Source organism: Plantactinospora sp. B24E8, assembly GCF_039871735.1.
Taxonomy (GTDB): Bacteria; Actinomycetota; Actinomycetes; order Mycobacteriales; family Micromonosporaceae; genus Plantactinospora.
Window position 1 is genome coordinate 1 of record NZ_JBDPMH010000014.1, and the last position, 17,367, is coordinate 17,367.

Below are 17,367 nucleotides of genomic sequence, written 5' to 3' on the forward strand. Positions count from 1 at the left end.
GGCTGGCCGCGGGTCACCGGGCACCCGTGGCGTCTCGACGGCCGCCCCACCGCGCAATGGTCACGCCCCGGCGTCGCACCGCGATGACGTCCTGATGATCAAGGTGATCATGCTCGGGTCGGCCGCGGTGTCAGCCTGCTGCTGCGTCGTGCTGCGGGCGGGCGCTTCCCGCGGAGCCCGAATGCTTGCGGGTGCGATGGTGGCTGTCATGGTCGCGGTGACCCTCGACGCCGCACCGGTTGTGCAGTACGCGGGCACGCTGCTGCTCCTGGCCTTGGCGGTGGCAATCGTCGTCGGCGATCCGACCGGGCGCGGCCCGGAGGTGGAGTGGCACCGTGTGGCCGGGGCCGTGCTCATGGCGCTCGCCGTGCTGATGCATCAACACGGCGAGTCGATGGCTACCCACCACATGGCCGCCGGGCCCCGGACGGACCACGGCAACGTCACCGTCCATGACGCGGCGCTCGTGTTGCTACGCGCCGCCACGGCGGCTTACCTCTGCTGGATGGCGACCGCACTCGTCCGGCTGCGCCATCGGCCGATCACGGACCTGCTCCGTTGGGAGCACCTGGCCATGGGGGCAAGCCTCGCGGCCATGATCTTCTTCATGAGCTGACCGAGTAAGCCAGCCGGCAGATCAAATGACGGTGGAGTACTGGCGCCGTCTGCTGAAATCCCGTCTGGGGCCGTTCCACCCTCTCGTCTGGTTCCTATCCGGCTGTCGCCGTCTGCGACTCAGGCGATTTGTTCCCGTTTCTGGTGTGCGGAGGGTCATTGCCGAGGGGTGCCGGAGAGAAGCGGACGACCATCGTCCGCCCGTGCTACGGTTCACGGGCCGGACGATAGTCGTCCGCTTGCTGTTCGCCGTGTGGGGCGCAGCAAACCCAGGAATCCCCTGTCGGTGCCGGTCGGCCCTGCGCCTCTGTCCAGGAGGTGCGGAGCCGACCCCGCACCGGCGCGGGACGGAAGGAACCACGTCATGAACCAGGAAAGCCGGATGGCGATGCGCTACCGGGTCGCCGGAGCGGCCGCCGCCGCCGCGTTGCTCGTCGGTGGTGGGTTCGGCGCGTCCGCCCTCACCTCCGCGTCCGCGAGCGCACACGACCAGTCGGGGAGCGGCTCCACCAGGGGCGTTGCCGAACGGGTGCAGCGGCTCGAGGACATCGAGGAGATCCACCAGCTCAAGGCCCGCTACTTCCGCTTCGTGGACGAGAAGAAGCACGACGAACTGGCCAAGCTGTTCACCCCGAACGCCAAGCTCGTGACCGACGGGATCGAGTGGAAGTCGCCGGAGGAGTTCGCGTACACGATCCGTGACCTCACCGGCGCCGCACCCTCCGCCCACTCGGGAGCCATGCCGGAGATCACCATCACGGGGCCGAACACGGCGACCGGGATCTGGTCGATGGAGGACATCCTGACCTTCCCGGCCGGTCCGGACGCCCCCGAGGGGCACAACGGCTACGGGCAGTACCGCGAGACGTATCAGAAGGTCGACGGGAAGTGGCTGATCGACTCGGTGCTGCTGACCCGGTTCTGGATGGACCCGCTGCCCGCCTGGACCCCTTCGGCCCAGACCGCGACCCCTCCGGCGACCGGCAAGTAGTCGTCCGCGCCTGCCGGTCCGGCGCGCCCTGGTCGGCGCGCCGCGGCCGGCCCGCCACCACCCCCGGGTCCGTGGACAAACGCACCCGGATTCGGCACCCCCGTCTGCGATCTGCACCACGAGAGGAATGTTGTCGTGCGAGCTGTTGGTCTTCACGAGTTCGGCGGGCCCGAGGTCGGGATGGACATCGCGGGTGTGGTCGACGAGATCGGCCCCGGGACGGAGACCGACCTGTCGGTCGGTGACCGGGTGATGGCGATGCTCCTGCCGGTGACCCCGACCCCCGACGGGGCCCTCGAGAACAGCCGTGGCGGTTACCAGGAGTACGTGGTGCGGCCGGCCGGCTGGGTCGTCCCCGCCCCGGCCGGCACGAGTCACGAGGCGGCGGCCACGCTGCCGATGAACGCGTTGACCGCGCTGCTGACGCTCGACCAGCTGGCACTTGCGCCGGGCTCGACCCTGGTCGTGGTCGGGGCCGCCGGGGCGCTCGGCAGCTACCTGGTCCAGTTGGCCAGCAACGCCGGGCTGACGGTGGTCGCCGACGCGGCCCCGGCCGACGAGGCCCTGGTCCGGGAATCCGGTGCGGCCGTCGTGGTGGCGAGGGGCGCCGAGGGCGTCGACGACATCCGGGCGCACTTCCCGGACGGTGTGGACGCGGTCGCGGACATCGCGCTGCTCGGGACCCGGATGTTCGACGTCGTGCGGGACGGCGGCAGCCTGGTCCGGATTCGCCAGGCCGACGAACCCGGCGGCTACCAGGCCGAGAGCACCCGGGGGATCAAGGTGTTGTCACCGTTCGTGCCCGACTACGCGGGCCGGCCGGACAAGTTGGACGAGGTCCGTCGTCTCGCCGAGGCAGGCGTGCTCATCCCGCGGGTGGCGGACACCCTGCCCGCCGCCGAGGCCCCCGAGGCGCACCGCCGGTTCGCCGCCGGCGGTGTCCGTGGCCGGCTCGTACTCACCTTCTGAGTCACCCAGCCCGAACCACTCATCCAGAAACAACACAGACAAGGATCAACTGTGTCCACCCGTTTTGCAGACAAGGTCATTCTGGTCACCGGTGCCACCTCCGGCATGGGGCGGGCCCTGACAGAGCGCGTCGCCGCCGAGGGCGCGAAGGTCGTCCTGGCGGCCCGCGGCAGGGAGGCCGGCGAGGCGTTCCTCGCCGAACTGCGGTCCACCGGGCGGGAGGCCATCTTCGTGCCGACCGACGTGACGGTCGCCGCCGAGATGGAACGGCTGGTCGGGCGGGCGGTCGACCACTACGGCCGGCTCGACGGTGCCTTCAACAACGTCGGCGCGGCCACCGCGTACGGCCCGGTCACCGAGGTAAGCGAGCAGGCCTGGGGTGCCGAACTGGCCCTCAACCTCAACAGTGTCTTCTACGGCCTGAAGTACCAGATCCCCGCGCTGCAGGCCTCCGGCGGCGGTTCGATCGTGAACAACGCCTCCAACGTCGGTGTCACCGGTATGGCGGGCATGGCCGCCTACAGCGCGGCCAAGCACGGTGTCGTCGGGCTCACCCGGTCGGCGGCACTCGACGTGGCGACCACCGGCGTGCGGGTCAACGCGCTCGTCACCGGCGGTGTCGACACCCCGCTGCTGCGGGGCGCGATGGGCCCGAACCCGGAGGAGGCGTTGCGTGCCGCCGGCGCCATGCACCCGGTGGGCCGGATCGGACGGCCCGAGGAGATCGCCGCCCTGGCGGCCTTCCTGCTCAGCGACGAAGCCCCGTTCGTCACCGGCGCGGCGCTCGCTATCGACGGCGGTCTGACCGCCGCCTGACACGTGGACCGGCCCCGGACGGCCGTCGCTCCGGGCTGGGACGTGGCTACCGTGCTGCCTTCGGTGCGCCCCGGCCCGGGTCGATCCGGGCCGGCCCACCCGCCGACGGGCGTACGTCGAAGTCGAACATCGCGGTCGGCAGGTAGATGGTGGCGCAGGAGTTCGGGATGTCCACCACCCCGGAGAACCGCCCCTCGATCGGCGCCGCCCCGAGGATCAGGTACGCCTGCTCCGGGGCGTACCCGAACGCCGTCAGGTAGTCGATGGCGTGCAGGCAGGCCCGCTGGAAGGCCAGTTGTGAGTCGAGGTACCGCTGCTCGCCGTCGGTGGTGACGGAGATGCCGGAGAACGCCAACCACTCGCTGTACTGCGGGGCGACGTTGCCCGGCAGAAAGACGGTGTTCTCGGTGACCCCGTACGTCGCCATCCCGCCCTTGAGCACCTCGACCCGCAGGTCGACGAAACCACCCATCTCGATCGCGCCGCAGAAGGTGATCTCGCCGTCGCCCTGGGAGAAGTGCAGGTCACCGACGGAGAGGTTGGCTCCGGGGACGTACACCGGGTAGAAGACCCGGGTCCCCTTGGTCAGGTTCTTGATGTCCTGGTTGCCGCCGTTCTCCCGGGGCGGGGCGGTCCGGGCGGCCTCTGCCGCGACCCGGTCGAAGTCGGCGCCGCGCAGCGAGCCGAGGATCGCGCCGTCCGGCAGCGGGGGCAACGACAGTGGCGGCACCCGGTCCGGGTCGGTGGCCCGCAGCGCACCCTCCCGGGCGTTCCACCTCGCCAACAGGTCCGCCGACGGGGCGGTGCCCATCAGCCCGGGGTGGATCATCCCGGTGAAGCTGACCCCGGGGATGTGCCGCGACGTCGCCCGCTGGCCGGTGAAGTCCCAGATCGCCTTGTACGCGTCCGGGAACTGGTCGGTGAGGAAGCCGCCGCCGTTGTCCCGGGCGAAGATGCCGGTGTACCCCCAGCCCTGGCCGGCGAGCGGGCCGGAGTCCTCCTGCGGGACCGGGCCGACGTCGAGGATGTCGACGACCAGCAGGTCACCGGGTTCGGCGCCCCGTACGGCGAACGGGCCGCTGAGCGCGTGCACGATCTCCAGCGGCGCGTGCCGTACGTCGTCCGCCGAGTCGTCGTTGTGGATGTGGCCGTCGAACCACTCCCGGCAGTGCACCCGGAACGACTGACCGGGGCGGACCTCCGCCACCGGTGGGATGTCGGGGTGCCATCGGTTGTGGCCGATGATCTGCTGTTCGGTGAAACTCTTCGTCGACTCCAGTGGAAACAGGACCTCGGGCATCGCCGGTTCCCTTCGCCGTCAGTCGGGCCGGGGCAGTCGGGCCTGCCCGGGATGGGCCGGCCGGCGTACCTCCCGGTGGGAGCGGGCCGGGTGCGGACCGCCCGGCCGACCGGGAATCCGGGTCACCACCTCGGGTGTCTCGGCGGTGCGTCCGGTCCGGTCGAGCGCCGCGACCAGCGCGCGGGGCAGGGCGCCGAGCATCGGCGGGGCGAAGACCCGGACCGCGTCGCCGCCACAGCTGGGGCAGCGGCCGGCCGGGGTCGCCTCGCCGATCGGGAACCGCAGTGGGAAGACGCCGTCCCGGGGACACCGGTAGTCGTACGTCGGCACGGCTCAAGGATCGGACGAAGGTGATCGACCGCGCAGCCCAATCGCGCAAGTCGGGGCTGCTGGTGCGGACGGGACGACTGTGACGAAGGCGGCGGAGCGGCGTTCAGTCGACGACCCGGACGTCCTTCCAGAAGGCGACCCGGTCGCGGACCATCTCGGCCGCCGGCAACGGATCCGGGTAGTACCAGACGGCATCGTCGCTGCGTCGGCCGTCGTGTTCGAGACTGTAGTAGGACGCGGTCCCCTTCCAGGGGCAGACGGTGTGGGTGTCGGAGTCGCGCAGCAGGTCCTCGCGCAGGGCGGCGCGGGGGAAGTAGTGGTTGCCCTCCACCAGCACGGTGTCCGGGCTCTCGGCGACGACCAGGTCGTTCCAGACGGCTTTCGGCATGACCACCAGCCTATTCCGGCCCGCCGCCGGTCGGCCGCCGCTGCGGGTCGGGCCACCTCCGGGTACGGGACGGGTCGATGAACGGCGGATCACGCTCCGGTGAAGAAAAGCGCCGACCTCGGGAAAGATATCGACGAATATTGACAGATGATCGTCGTCCAGCCATCCTCGTCGATATTCGTTTCCGCCCGGTTCGGAGGACCCCTTGTTCGGACGTACCGTGAGAATCGTCGCGGCGCTCACCATGGCGGCCGCGGCGACGCTCGTCGCCACCGTGACGACCGCCGCCCCCGCCCACGCCGACGGCTGCTACACCTGGGGCCGGACGCTCTCCTCCGGCATGTCCGGGGAGGACGTCCGCCAGTTGCAGATCCGGGTCTCCGGCTACCCCGGCTACGGCAACGTGCTCGCCATCGACGGCGCCTACGGACCGGCGACCCGCGACGCCGTGGTCCGCTTCCAGCAGGCGTACGGGCTGGGCGCCGACGGCATCGCCGGGCCGCAGACGTTCAACCGGATCTACGCCCTCCAGGACGACGACTGCACCCCGGTCAACTTCAGCTACGCCGAGTTGAACGACTGCAACTCCGACTGGTCCGGCGGTGCCGTCTCGGCCGCCCAGGCCCGGGCGAACGCGCTTGTCAACATGTGGAAGCTGCAGGCGATGCGACACGCCCTCGGCGACCAGCAGATCAGGGTGACCAGCGCGTTCCGCAGCCACGCCTGCAACAACGCGGTCGGCGGTTCGGCCACCAGCCGCCACCTGTACGGCGACGCGGTCGACCTCGGCGCCGGCCCGCACACCCTCTGTCGGCTCGCCCAGCAGGCCCGTAACCACGGTTGGCGGGAGATCCTCGGTCCCGGCTACCCCGGACACAGCGACCACACGCACGTCGCGCACAAGTCGTCCCGTACGTGGTCGGCGAGTTCCTGCGGCGTCTCCTGACGCCGGAGCCGGGTCCACCGACGCTCCGGTGGACCCGGCCGCGTCGGTGGACCCGGCTGACGTGCCGCAGGGCCGGGCGGTCAGTCGTCCGGCCCGCTGTCGGGTCCGGCCGGGGCGCGGGTCGGAACCGGCAGGCCGTCCTGGTAGGCCGCCGCGAACGCCTCGACGGCGGCGTCGGTGCCGGCCCGGTCACCGGTGGCGAGCAGGTCGAGCAGTAGGCCCCGGATCACCGCCAGACCGAGCCGGGCGTGGGTCCGGGCCACCTCCGCCGGTACGCCCCAGCGCCCGGCCAGGTCGACGTTGAGGTCGAGCCAGCTCTCCACGACCCCGTCCAGCAGCGGTGCCGTACCCGGCCGTCCCTGCAGTGCCTGGCCGTACAACTCGAAGAAGAGACGTTCCAGGGGCCAGAGCGTCGGATCGGCGAGGTGGTGCCACATGGCCCGGATGGCGTCCGCCGGCGAGGCGACCGGGTCGCGGGTGAGTGTGGTCAGCACTGCCCGCTGCCGCTCCTCGACGTGTCGGACCACCTCGACGAGCAGGCCCTCCATCGAGCCGAAGTGGTAGATCAGCATCCGGTGGCTGGTGCCGATGTCGGCGGCCAGGCCGCGCAGGCTCAGTCCGCCGACCCCGTGTCCCGCGAGGTGCTCGACGGCACGGGAGAGCAGTCGGTTCCGTGACTCCGAGCACATGTACCATACGGTACATGTACCAGGTGGTACATGCGACGGGAGGCGCGAAATGGCGCGACAGCGCATCGACGTACGGGTCCACACCACCGCCGGTCCGGAGACCGTGTACGCCCTGCTCGTCGACGGGTCCACCTGGCCGGACTGGTCACCGCTCGGCTCCTTCGAGCTGGAACACCCCGGCGCGGACGAGCCCGAGGGGGTTGGCGCGATCCGGGTCTTCCGTACCGGTCGGGTGACCAGCCGGGAGCGGGTGGTTGCCCGGGAGCCGGGGCGCCGGTTCAGCTACGAACTCCTCTCCGGACTGCCGTTGCGTGGCTACCACGCCGATGTCGACCTCAGCTCCGACGGGGCAGGGACGACCATCCGCTGGCACTCCTCGTTCACCGCCGCGGTGCCCGGCACCGGTTGGCTCTACCGGCGGGCCCTCGGCCGCTTCATCCGCCGGTGCGCCGAGGGACTGGCCACCCGGGCCGCCTCCTCCTGACCCGCCGCCCGGCGGTATCCGCCGGTCGGCGCTCCGGTCGACCCGCCCGCCGAGTGGTACCCCGACGGGCGGAGCGTCGGATCGGCGACCACCACGGACGGTGCGCGGCTGACGTCGGCCCGGTTCATTTATCATGGCGCCGGACTGCGCCGCCGATTCCGCGGCGACAGCTCCGACGATCGGGGAATTCCCCGGCAATCGGGGAAGAAATGTCTTCGGGAGAAGGTCACATGAGCACCGGGGTTGAAACCTTCGAGTTCCAGGCCGAGGCGCGGCAGCTCCTGCAGTTGATGGTCCACTCCATCTATTCGAACAAGGACATCTTCCTGCGGGAACTCATCTCCAACGCCTCCGACGCGCTGGACAAGCTGCGACTGGAGGCGTACTCCGACAAGGATCTCGAGGTCGACACCTCGGACCTGCACATCGAGATCGAGGTCGACAAGGAGGGCCGTACCCTCACCGTCCGGGACAACGGCATCGGCATGTCCCGCGACGAGGTGATCATCCTCATCGGCACCATCGCGAAGTCCGGAACCGCCGAACTCCTGCAGAAGATCCGGGAGTCGAAGGACGCGGCCGGGTCCCAGGACCTCATCGGCCAGTTCGGCGTCGGTTTCTACAGCAGTTTCATGGTCGCCGACAGGGTGACCCTGCTGACCCGCCGGGCGGGGGAGAGCACGGCCACCCGCTGGGAGTCCGACGGCGGCGCGACGTACGTCGTCGAGACGGTCGACGACGCACCCCAGGGCACCTCGGTCACCCTGCACCTGCGGCCGAAGGACGAGGAGGACCAGCTCTTCGACTACACGGCCGAGTGGAAGATCCGCGAGATCGTCAAGCGCTACTCCGACTTCATCGCCTGGCCGATTCGGACGACCGTCGAGAAGACCGACGACGAGGGCAAGACCACCTCCGAGATCCAGACGCTGAATTCGATGAAGGCGCTCTGGGCCCGGCCCCGGGACGAGGTCAAGCAGGACGAGTACAACGAGTTCTACCGGCACCTCAGCCACGACTGGACCGACCCGCTGGAGACCATCCACATGCGGGCCGAGGGCACCTTCGAGTACGAGAGCCTGCTGTTCATCCCGTCCCGGGCGCCGTACGACCTGTTCATGCGCAACGCCAAGCGTGGCGTGCAGCTGTACGTCAAGCGGGTCTTCATCATGGACGACTGCCAGGAACTCATGCCGGAGTACCTGCGGTTCGTCAAGGGTGTGGTCGACGCCCAGGACCTGTCGCTGAACATCTCGCGGGAGATCCTCCAGCAGGACCGGCACATCCAGCTGATGCGCCGCCGGCTGGTGAAGAAGGTCCTCTCCACGGTCAAGGACCTGCAGGCCAACCACGCCGAGCGGTACCAGACGTTCTGGCGGGAGTTCGGCCGGGCGGTCAAGGAGGGTCTGCTGGGCGACTTCGACAACCAGAACACCATCCTGGAGATCTCCTCGTTCGCCTCCACCCACGACCCGGAGCAGCTCACCACGCTCGCCGGGTACGTCGAGCGGATGAAGGAGGGGCAGACCGAGATCTACTACATGACCGGCGAGTCCCGGTCGATGATCGAGAACTCGCCGCACATGGAGGCGTTCCGGGCCAAGGGCTACGAGGTGCTGCTGCTCACCGACCCGGTCGACGAGATGTGGGTCGACGCGGTGCCGAACTTCGACGGCAAGCGCTTCCAGTCGATCGCCAAGGGGCAGGTCGACCTCGACACCGACGAGGAGAAGGAGCAGGCCGGCGCCGAGCGCGAGCAGCGGGAGAAGGACTTCGCCGACCTGCTCAGCTGGCTGACCAGCACCCTCTCCGAGCAGGTCAAGGAGGTGCGTCTGTCGTCCCGGCTGACCACCTCGCCGGCCTGCATCGTCGGTGACGCCGAGGACATCACCCCGACCCTGGAGAAGATGTACCGGGCGATGGGCCAGGAGGTGCCGCAGGTCAAGCGCATCCTCGAAGTCAACCCCAGCCACCCGCTGGTGACCGCCCTCCGCGAGACACACGCCGCCCGCCCCGACGACACCGGCCTCGCCGAGACCGCCGAGCTGCTGCACGGCATGGCGCTGCTCGCCGAGGGTGGCGAACTCGGCGACCCGGCCCGGTTCACCCGCCTGCTCGCCGACCGGCTGGCCCGTACCCTCTGAGCGGCCAGGAAGGGGCCCTTATCATCGTTTTCGGTCAGGAAGGGCCCCTTCCTGACACCTTCTGCGACGGGTGGGCCGATGACCGGCACCGTACTGCTCACCGGAGCGACCAGCGGACCGGTGATCCGGTGCCGACCGCCACGGCGCAGTGTGGGAGGGCCGTCGACCGGGTAATCCGGGTCGCCATGAGCACCCAGGTCACCGCCGGTTCCGGCGTCGCCGTACCCGCCACCCCGGCCGCCGTCGGCAGCCCGGCCGGGCCCGTTACCCCGGCCGCCGTCGGCACCGTCGCCGTTGTCGCGCACCGGAAGAAGACCCTCGGCGGCGGCCTCGACGAACTCCGCGCCCGGCTGCGCGGCGCCGGAGTCGAGAACCTGCTCTGGTACGAGATGCCGAAGAGCCGCAAGGCACCGAAGAAGGTCCGCAAGGCGCTGAAGAAGGGCGCCGAACTGGTCTTCGTCTGGGGCGGAGACGGCATGGTGCAGCGCTGCGCCGACACGCTCGCCGGCTCCGACGCGGCGATGGCGATCCTGCCCGCCGGCACCGCGAACCTGCTCGCCGCCGACCTCGACATCCCGACCGACCTGGCCGAGGCGGTCCGGATCGGGCTGACCGGCCCGCGTCGCCGGCTCGACCTCGGCAGACTCAACGGGGAACACTTCGCGGTGATGGCCGGGGCCGGCTTCGACGGCGAGCTGATCCGGGACGCCGACCGGGCGCTCAAGGACCGGCTCGGCCGGTTGGCGTACGTCTGGACCGGGCTGCGGCACGTCCGCTCCGAGACCACCCGGATGCGGATCCGGGTCGACGGGACCGAGTGGTTCGACGGCGAGGCGAGCTGCGTCCTGTTCGGCAACGTCGGCACGATTACCGGCGGCATTCCCGCCTTCGACGACGCCGAGCCGGACAACGGCTGCCTCGAGGTCGGGGTGGCGACCGCGAACGGCGTACAGGAGTGGGTCCGGACCCTGGGCCGGATGGCGGTCGGCCGCTCCGACGAGTCACCGTTCGTCCGGATCACCCGGGGGCACAAGGTGCGGGTCGACGTCGCCGAACCGACGCGGTACGAGCTGGACGGCGGGGCCCGGAAGCGGGTGACCCGGCTCAAGGTCAGGGTGGTGCCCGGCGGGCTGACCGTCTGCGTACCCGGGGTTCCGGGGGCGACCGTATCGGGGCGTTAGCAGACGGCGTCCGTCGATGGCGAGACCTAGATTTTTGATCAACGGCTCGGTACGGTCCGGCTGGGGAGGGCCGGGAATTCCACCACCATGGACGGTTCGACCCCGTTCGGCGATCGGCGCGCCGGCATGACCTGCACACCGCCAGATCGGAAGGATCCGCCATGGCATCCGAGACATCTTCCGTCCCCCACTCCCGTGGGCTGAGCCGCCGCGGCGTACTCGGGCTCTCCGCCTGCGCCGCCGCCACCGCGATCTCGGTCGCCGGCCCGTTCACCGGCATGGCCCAGGCCGCCCACGGCGGTCCGGTGCACGACGCGCGCGGCCGGCGACTGCCGGTCGGCCGGATCGGCATCCAGCTCTACTCCATCCGCACCGATCCGGCGCCGTTCGCCGAGAAGCTGCCCAAGCTCGCCCAGCTCGGCTTCAAGGAGATCGAGTTCGCCGGGTACGGGACGGTGACCAGCGACGCCGACATCCTCGCCATCCGGAAGATCCTCGACGACAACGGGCTGACGGCGGTCGGCTCGCACGTCGGCTTCAACACGCTCTGGGGCGACCTGACCCGGCAGCTCGACATCGCCGAGATGCTCGGCATGCGGTACATCGGTACCGCCGACGCCCCGACCGGCAGCCGGTACGCCCCGGACTGGCGGATCGCGGCGGACCGTTACAACGCGGTCGGTGGCGCGGCCAAGGCCCGCGGGTTGAAGTTCTACCAGCACAACCACGACGGGGAGTACAACTTCCTGCTCGACGCCGGGCCGGTTGACGCCAACGGCCGGCCGACCCGGTCCAGCGGGCAGCGGGGGCTGGAATACTTCTTCACGCTCACCGACCCGGAGCTGGTCTGGTTCGAGATGGACATCTACTGGGCGTACCAGGCCCAGGTACGGTTCACGTCGTACGTCGACGAAGGCGGGGCGACCCGGCGTGACGTCCTCGACCCGATCAAGACCATCGGCCGGCAGCAGGAGCGGTTCCCGCTGTTCCACGTCAAGGACGGCTACCTCAACGCCGAGGGCACCAGCCTGGCGATGACCAACTTCGGCATCCCGAACGGCTACATCCCGTTCGAACGCTTCTTCGGCAGCCTCCGGTCGATCGACCGCCACCACTACATCTGGGAGAACGACAACGCCGGCAACACCCCACCCGAGGAGGGCGGCGTGTGGGGCGGCACCGAGAGCAGCTACGACAACATGCGGGCGCTTCGCTTCTGAGCTGCTGAGCGGCCCGCCCGGGCTTCCCCGGCGCCGCGCGCTCCCGCCGGCCGGGGCAGGTCGTCACGATCCCAGATCGGACAGACCCCCCCGCCCCCGCCCGGCGGCGCCACCTGTTCGGCGGAAACCCTGTCCAGCTTCCGCTCGGTCAACACCCGGTCCCGCCACCCGGTCAGGAAACGTCGCGCCTCGGCACGTCCGCCCTGCTGCCAGGCCTGGTCGAGCCCCTCGTAGAAGGCGATCCTCGCCGCCCGATGTCGGGCGCCGGCGGCGGACCGGGGGGCGCTGCCGACGCGGCACAGCGCGGCGAGTTCCCGCGCCGGCTCGACTGGCGACGCCGTGCCGGTGACCACCCGCCAGCCCGGTGCCTGGTGCCAGTGGGTACGGCGCCGGTCCGGCGCCTGGACGAAGTCGCGTTCGGCGACCTCGGCGAGGCGTTCGGCCGGCCAGCGGTCGAGCACCGCCAGACCACTGTCCAGGACGAACCGCCGGGCGTGGCCGGCGGCCTCGTCGGAGAGTAGGTCCACCGTTTGCGGCCCGGACCGTACCTCGTCCATCCGGATCCCGTACGTCATGACCCGGCCGGCGTCGGCGGTCACCAGCGGCTGCACCCCGGCCGACAGCCAGCCTGCCGGGCGGCTGGGCGAGCCGTCGTACCCGATCCAGGCCAGCGACCAGTCGAACGGTTCCCGGACCAGCAGCGTGCCGACCCCGGTGCCGCGGATCGACCATTCGCCGGGCAGTTCGGGCCGCAACTCGGCGAGGATCCGGCGCCACCGTCGGGCCCGCTCGGCAGCGGACATGACAACCTCCCGGGGTACGTCTTCCGAATCCTGGTCGGGCGAGTCGTCCGCTCCGGTCGTACCGCCCCGGGGCAACACCGTACCGGTGACCTGGCGTCGTCGCGTCATCGCCGAATCTCCTCGTGGAATTTCCACATCGGGATGTGGTGCGTCGACTCTTTCCATTCTGAAACGTCTCCGCGCCGTTGGTTCGTCGTCCATTCCTGCGGGTGGTTGCGATGTCCTCCATGATGGATGCCAATGCTCTAGGGTGGGTGGCGCCTCACAGGCATCGGCGCCTGTCGACGTGCTGTGGGGAATTCAAATCAGCGATCAGGGAAAGGTGGGGAATCCGTGGGAATCTCGCCATTGGAGTTTCTGCTTCGGGAGATCCGTCGTCGACGACTCGCGGCCGGGCTGACCCAGGCCGCGCTCGGACAGCGGATCCACTTCTCGGACACGCAGATCAGCGGGGTGGAGACCGGCACCAAGCCGGTGAACGAGGGGATGCTCAAGGCGCTGGACCGGGCGTTGGAGACCGGTGGGCTCTTCATCCGACTCTGGGAGGACCTGGTCCGGGACGGGACGCCACCACTCTGGTTCCTGCGCTGGCTGGAGATCGAACGGGAGGCGACCGCCCTGCGCTGGTTCGAGTCGATGTACGTTCCCGGCCCGTTCCAGACCGAGGCGTACGCCCGAGCCACCCTGGCCGGCGAGTCGCACACCCCGGACGAGGTTGACCAGCTCATTGCGGCGCGGCTATCCCGATGGAACATCCTGACCCGGGAACGCCCGCCGCTGCTCGCCGTGGTGATCGACGAGGCGGTGGTCCGGCGCGGCGCGCCGGAGGCGCGGGACATGATGTCCGCCCAGCTGGCCCAACTGCTCTCCTATGGCGAACTGCCGCACGTACGGCTCCAGGTGGTGCCGACCCGGATCGGGATGTATCCCGGCTACGGCGGACCCTTCGTGCTGGCCGACGCCGAGGACGGCCGGCGGTACGCGCATGTGGACGGTCAGCTTGCTGCGCGGATCCGTGCCGAGCCGGCCGACATTGCTACCCTCGCCAGTAGGTGGGAGCGCATCAAGGCGGTGGCACTCCCGGTGGACCAGTCGAAGAAACTCATCGAAGAGGTGGCGGCATCATGGAGCTGACCGGCGCCAACTGGCGGAAGAGCACCCGCAGCGGCAACAACGGCGGCAACTGTGTCGAGGTCGCCGACAACCTGCCCGGTCGGGTCCTGGTCCGGGACTCCAAGGACCGCGACGGCGGCGTGCTGCGGTTCGCCCCGACCGCCTGGCGTTCTTTCGTCCGGCAGGTCGCGCCCCGCTGACCCGTCGAGCTGTACGCGCGCGACGCCCCCCGCCCCGGTCAACCGGTCCGGCACGGGGGCGTCGCCGTTTTCCCGGCTGGCCGTCCCTTGCTACGTCCGCTCGGTACGGCCGCCCACGTCGGATTCGCTACCTGGGCCTGAAGGTGTCAATGCCGAAGCAAGACCTTGTCGGTGCGCTCAACGGCGAATTGGGCCACTCTTCGTCTCTGGTCTTCGTCGCGGGGGGGGTCGGGCGCAACTGCGATTGCCGTCCTGTCCCATGCGGACCGGTTCGTGAACGTGTTTGAGAACGATGGTTGCTACCTGTTGTCGTTCCACTGGAATGGACGGCAGCAGGCGCACGGCCAGACGCCCGACATCTCCGCGGCGGCCGATTCCGCGCGGCGATGGGCCGAGGGCTTCGACCTGGAGAGCCTCGCCGCTGCCCATCCTTTCATTGAATTCTCGGGGCTTCAGCTAGCCTACGAGCGAGGAGTTGCCGTTGAGTTTCAATGGGCTGAGTTACTCAACGCGGTAGAAGAAGAGGAGCGAGCCTTTCGTGACCTCGTCATTCTGGCCTCGCGTGACGACTTCCTGAAGCAGCTTTTTCCCCGGCTCGGCCACCGTTTTGCACTTTCTGCGAACGAATACAGCCAGGGTATTCTCGTTGCTGTATTTGTTTACCGTCCCGGGTGGTTCGTCATCTATGGTGACGATGGCACCTTCGAGTTCGAGGGGGATGCGCGCCAGGTGGTCGATTATCTGGGCCACCGGCTTGCAGTCATGAGGCAGGACGGCTGACGCAGAAGGCGATGCACCGGCGGCAACAGGCGAACGACGCGCGGGGCCATTGGCCTTTAGTGCGTGCGGGGTGGACTCACCGCGAAGATCCAGATCCTGGCCGACGGACGTGATCGTCCCGAACTCAAGCCAGCGTCTGCACCAGCTCCTGGCGGGTCGACGTACGGACGACTCGGGCGAGGGCTCCGTTGACCAGGGGCAGGTACGGCGGCACGTGTCCACACTCGACGTCGGCGATGATCGGCACCCCGAGCGGTCCGAGCGCGTCCAGCACCGCCTCGTGCTGGGTGAGCGTGGCGTCGTCGGGCGCCGGGGTCCGGCCGACGAGGACGGCGTTCGCGGCGTCGAAGAACCCGGCCAGCCGCATTCCGTGCAGGTTGCGGCAGATCGTGTACGCGTCGTGGCCGAACGCCTCCACGTAGACGATCAGCCCTTCCGGGGCGTACGCCTGGGCGATGGCCGACACGTCGCCGAAGGGCGTACCCATCAGATTGCACAGCGTCTCGATACAGCCGCCGATCAGGCGTCCCTCGACCTCGACGTCACCGTCGGCGTCCAGTCGGCGCCACCTGCCGACCGCGTCGAGCGTGAAGTCCCGTACCTCGGGGAAGTCCTGGTAGTCGACGAAGCCGCCGGCCCGGTGGCGGCCGGGCGGGGTCTGGACGAATTCGCTGCCCACCGGCATGGTGACGATGTCCAACCAGGACAGCAGTCCCTCGGGAGTCCGGTACGGGGTGTCCATCAGGTTGTTGCCGTGCAGGGTCGCGGTCCCGGTCAGCAGGGTCAGCGGGGTCAGGATGGTCGACATGTCGGAGAACCCGACCAGCCAGGTGGGCTCGGCCTCCCGGATCAGGTCCCAGTCGAGCAGGGGCAGCAGGTCGATGGCGGTCTCCCCACCCCACGGCGGCACGATCGCCTTGACCGAAGGGTCGGTCAGCATCGCCGTCAGTTCCGCAGCCCGTTCCACGGCCGGGGCGCTGACGTGCCGTGACCCGTCCATGCACTGGCCCATGACCACCTGGTAGCCGCGTGCCTCGACCGTGCCGACCGCCACCGCCAGACGTTCGCGCAGCTTCTCACCGACGCCGCTGGAGGGTGAGGTGACCCCGACGCGGTCACCGGGACGAAGCGGCTGCGGGTAGCGGATCGACATTCCGGAATTCTGGCACGGGCCACCCCGGTCCCGGTCGACGCCCGCCTCGGCGGGGTTCGTCCACCGTTGTCGGAGACGTTCCTGCGCCGAGGCTGGGGCGTGGGCCGGTTATGCTCCTCCGGGAGGTTGGCGCGCCCCCGCGCCGGGGTGCGAATCGATTCGAGGGCGGTGCGATGAACATCGGGGAGATCGCCCGCCGGGCGGGGGTGTCCCGCAGCACCGTGTCCTACGTGCTGAGCGGCAAGCGGACCGTGTCGGAGGCGACCCGGCAGCGGATCCAGGCGGTGATTGACGAGCTGGAGTATCGGCCGAACGCCAGCGCCCGTGCTCTCAAGGAAGGGCGTACCCGAACCCTCGGGCTGGTGATCCCCCCTGCGAGTCAACGGTTGACCGACATGCAGTTGGGCTTTGTCGCCAGCGTCGTCGAGGCGGCCGCCCGCCATGACCTGGACGTGCTGCTGTCGCCGTCCGGTGGTGACCACGACCGGTCGTTCGAGAGGATCGTCTCCGGGCGCCGGGTGGACGGTGTGGTCCTGATGGAGATTCGACTGGAGGACGACCGCGTGACCCGGCTGGCCAGGGCGGGCCTGCCGTTCGTCACGATCGGTCGGACCGCCGAGCCGCACGGCATGAGTTGGATAGACATCGACTACTCCGGGCTGATCGCCCGCTGCGTGCACCACCTGGCCGATCTGGGGCATCGACAGGTGGCCCTGGTGAACCGTTCCGCGGAGTTGGTGGCCGCGGGTTACGGCCCCAGCCATCGCGCGCTGGTCGGTTTTCGGACGGCGGTGGCGGAGCGCGGCCTGACCGGCGTCGACGTCTGCTGCGGCGATGACGCGACCTCCGGCGAGATGTGTGTGGAGCAGCTGCTCGCGACACATCCGGACGTCACGGCGATAGCTACCATCAACGAGGCCGCGCTGCCCGGGGTGCAGCGTGCGCTGACCGGCGCCGGGCTCTCCGTGCCGGTTGACTTCTCCGTCACCGGGGTCGCCGCGCAGCATTGGGCGGAGGATTTCCGCCCGCCGTTGACCGCCGCGGATGTGCCGACGCGTGACATGGGCGCCGAGGCGGTGTCACTGCTACTGGAGATTGTCGCCGCGCCCGGGTCCGTGCCACGCCACCGTCTGTACAGCCCGCCCATCTCGTTGCGCTCCAGTACCGGCCCGGTCCGGTCCCGCTGATCCGGTGCGGTCCGGTCCGCTGACCCGGCCCGGAGGACACGGGCCATGCCCGGTCCCC

The 17,367-nt window shown here is 69.9% G+C and carries 19 protein-coding genes; 13 read left to right on the plus strand and 6 right to left on the minus strand.

From position 1 onward, the window contains the following. The 4 genes from ABGB21_RS20565 to ABGB21_RS20580 form a co-directional block, all read left to right on the plus strand. Nucleotides 1-616: hypothetical protein (locus tag ABGB21_RS20565; RefSeq protein WP_347679043.1), on the plus strand; the 616-nt coding region annotated here is incomplete at its 5' end. A gap of 363 nt (nt 617-979) precedes the next feature. Next, entirely contained in the window at nt 980-1,606 is a 627-nt protein-coding gene (locus ABGB21_RS20570) for a nuclear transport factor 2 family protein (protein ID WP_347657631.1), read from the plus strand. 135 nt (nt 1,607-1,741) lie between these two features. Further along, a complete protein-coding gene (locus ABGB21_RS20575; RefSeq protein ID WP_347679045.1) occupies nt 1,742-2,575 on the plus strand; it encodes an NADP-dependent oxidoreductase in 834 nt (277 codons plus the stop codon). 51 nt (nt 2,576-2,626) lie between these two features. Next, the gene (locus ABGB21_RS20580; RefSeq protein WP_347679047.1) at nt 2,627-3,391 is read left to right on the plus strand and encodes an SDR family oxidoreductase; all 765 of its coding nucleotides are present in this window, start codon (nt 2,627-2,629) and stop codon (nt 3,389-3,391) included. Nucleotides 3,392-3,437: 46 nt separating this feature from the next. Here ABGB21_RS20580 and fmdA read toward each other — a convergent pair whose 3' ends face one another. The 3 genes from fmdA to ABGB21_RS20595 all read right to left on the minus strand — a co-directional run bounded on the left by fmdA (nt 3,438) and on the right by ABGB21_RS20595 (nt 5,409). Next, a complete protein-coding gene (gene fmdA / locus ABGB21_RS20585; protein ID WP_347657634.1) occupies nt 3,438-4,691 on the minus strand; it encodes a formamidase in 1,254 nt (417 codons plus the stop codon). An 18-nt stretch (nt 4,692-4,709) separates the two neighbouring features. Next, the gene (locus ABGB21_RS20590; protein ID WP_347657635.1) at nt 4,710-5,021 is read right to left on the minus strand and encodes a zinc ribbon domain-containing protein; all 312 of its coding nucleotides are present in this window, start codon (nt 5,019-5,021) and stop codon (nt 4,710-4,712) included. 103 nt (nt 5,022-5,124) lie between these two features. Then, complete coding sequence (locus ABGB21_RS20595) at nt 5,125-5,409, minus strand: DUF427 domain-containing protein (protein WP_347657636.1); 285 nt, start codon at nt 5,407-5,409, stop codon at nt 5,125-5,127. Between the two features lie 220 nt (nt 5,410-5,629). Here ABGB21_RS20595 and ABGB21_RS20600 point away from each other — a divergent pair, with 220 nt between their 5' ends. After that, nucleotides 5,630-6,355 carry a D-Ala-D-Ala carboxypeptidase family metallohydrolase gene (locus tag ABGB21_RS20600; protein WP_347657637.1) on the plus strand — a complete coding sequence of 242 codons (726 nt, stop codon included), beginning with the start codon at nt 5,630-5,632 and terminating at the stop codon, nt 6,353-6,355. Between the two features lie 80 nt (nt 6,356-6,435). On the opposite strand, the gene ABGB21_RS20605 is transcribed toward ABGB21_RS20600, so the two are convergent. Further along, a complete protein-coding gene (locus ABGB21_RS20605) occupies nt 6,436-7,044 on the minus strand; it encodes a TetR family transcriptional regulator (protein ID WP_347679049.1) in 609 nt (202 codons plus the stop codon). A 49-nt stretch (nt 7,045-7,093) separates the two neighbouring features. Between ABGB21_RS20605 and ABGB21_RS20610 the strand changes: the two genes are divergently transcribed. The 4 genes from ABGB21_RS20610 (at nt 7,094) to ABGB21_RS20625 (ending at nt 12,073) form a co-directional block, all read left to right on the plus strand. Continuing rightward, the gene (locus ABGB21_RS20610) at nt 7,094-7,528 is read left to right on the plus strand and encodes an SRPBCC family protein (protein ID WP_347657639.1); all 435 of its coding nucleotides are present in this window, start codon (nt 7,094-7,096) and stop codon (nt 7,526-7,528) included. Between the two features lie 230 nt (nt 7,529-7,758). Beyond that, nucleotides 7,759-9,672, plus strand: coding sequence for a molecular chaperone HtpG (gene htpG / locus ABGB21_RS20615; protein WP_347657640.1), 1,914 nt, complete (start codon nt 7,759-7,761; stop codon nt 9,670-9,672). A gap of 185 nt (nt 9,673-9,857) precedes the next feature. Further along, nucleotides 9,858-10,853, plus strand: coding sequence for a diacylglycerol kinase family protein (locus tag ABGB21_RS20620; RefSeq protein WP_347679051.1), 996 nt, complete (start codon nt 9,858-9,860; stop codon nt 10,851-10,853). A gap of 161 nt (nt 10,854-11,014) precedes the next feature. Then, a complete protein-coding gene (locus ABGB21_RS20625; protein ID WP_347679053.1) occupies nt 11,015-12,073 on the plus strand; it encodes a sugar phosphate isomerase/epimerase in 1,059 nt (352 codons plus the stop codon). Here the strand turns inward: ABGB21_RS20625 and ABGB21_RS20630 are convergent. Beyond that, nucleotides 12,043-12,984, minus strand: coding sequence for a hypothetical protein (locus ABGB21_RS20630; protein WP_347679055.1), 942 nt, complete (start codon nt 12,982-12,984; stop codon nt 12,043-12,045). The two genes, ABGB21_RS20625 and ABGB21_RS20630, sit on opposite strands and share 31 nt — an antisense overlap. Nucleotides 12,985-13,209: 225 nt before the next feature. Here ABGB21_RS20630 and ABGB21_RS20635 point away from each other — a divergent pair, with 225 nt between their 5' ends. The 3 genes from ABGB21_RS20635 to ABGB21_RS20645 all read left to right on the plus strand — a co-directional run bounded on the left by ABGB21_RS20635 (nt 13,210) and on the right by ABGB21_RS20645 (nt 14,969). After that, nucleotides 13,210-14,010, plus strand: a complete 801-nt coding sequence (locus ABGB21_RS20635) for a helix-turn-helix transcriptional regulator (RefSeq protein WP_347679057.1) — start codon at nt 13,210-13,212, stop codon at nt 14,008-14,010. Continuing rightward, complete coding sequence (locus ABGB21_RS20640) at nt 14,001-14,189, plus strand: DUF397 domain-containing protein (protein ID WP_347679059.1); 189 nt, start codon at nt 14,001-14,003, stop codon at nt 14,187-14,189. The genes ABGB21_RS20635 and ABGB21_RS20640 overlap by 10 nt, the downstream gene beginning before the upstream one ends. Nucleotides 14,190-14,462: 273 nt before the next feature. Next, on the plus strand, nt 14,463-14,969 hold the full coding sequence (locus tag ABGB21_RS20645; RefSeq protein WP_347679061.1) for a hypothetical protein: 507 nt from the start codon (nt 14,463-14,465) through the stop codon (nt 14,967-14,969). 124 nt (nt 14,970-15,093) lie between these two features. Here the strand turns inward: ABGB21_RS20645 and ABGB21_RS20650 are convergent, their stop codons facing one another. Then, on the minus strand, nt 15,094-16,122 hold the full coding sequence (locus tag ABGB21_RS20650) for a S66 peptidase family protein (protein ID WP_347657647.1): 1,029 nt from the start codon (nt 16,120-16,122) through the stop codon (nt 15,094-15,096). Nucleotides 16,123-16,295: 173 nt separating this feature from the next. Here ABGB21_RS20650 and ABGB21_RS20655 point away from each other — a divergent pair, with 173 nt between their 5' ends. Continuing rightward, a complete protein-coding gene (locus ABGB21_RS20655; RefSeq protein WP_347657648.1) occupies nt 16,296-17,309 on the plus strand; it encodes a LacI family DNA-binding transcriptional regulator in 1,014 nt (337 codons plus the stop codon). The last annotated feature ends 58 nt before the right edge of the window (nt 17,310-17,367 follow it).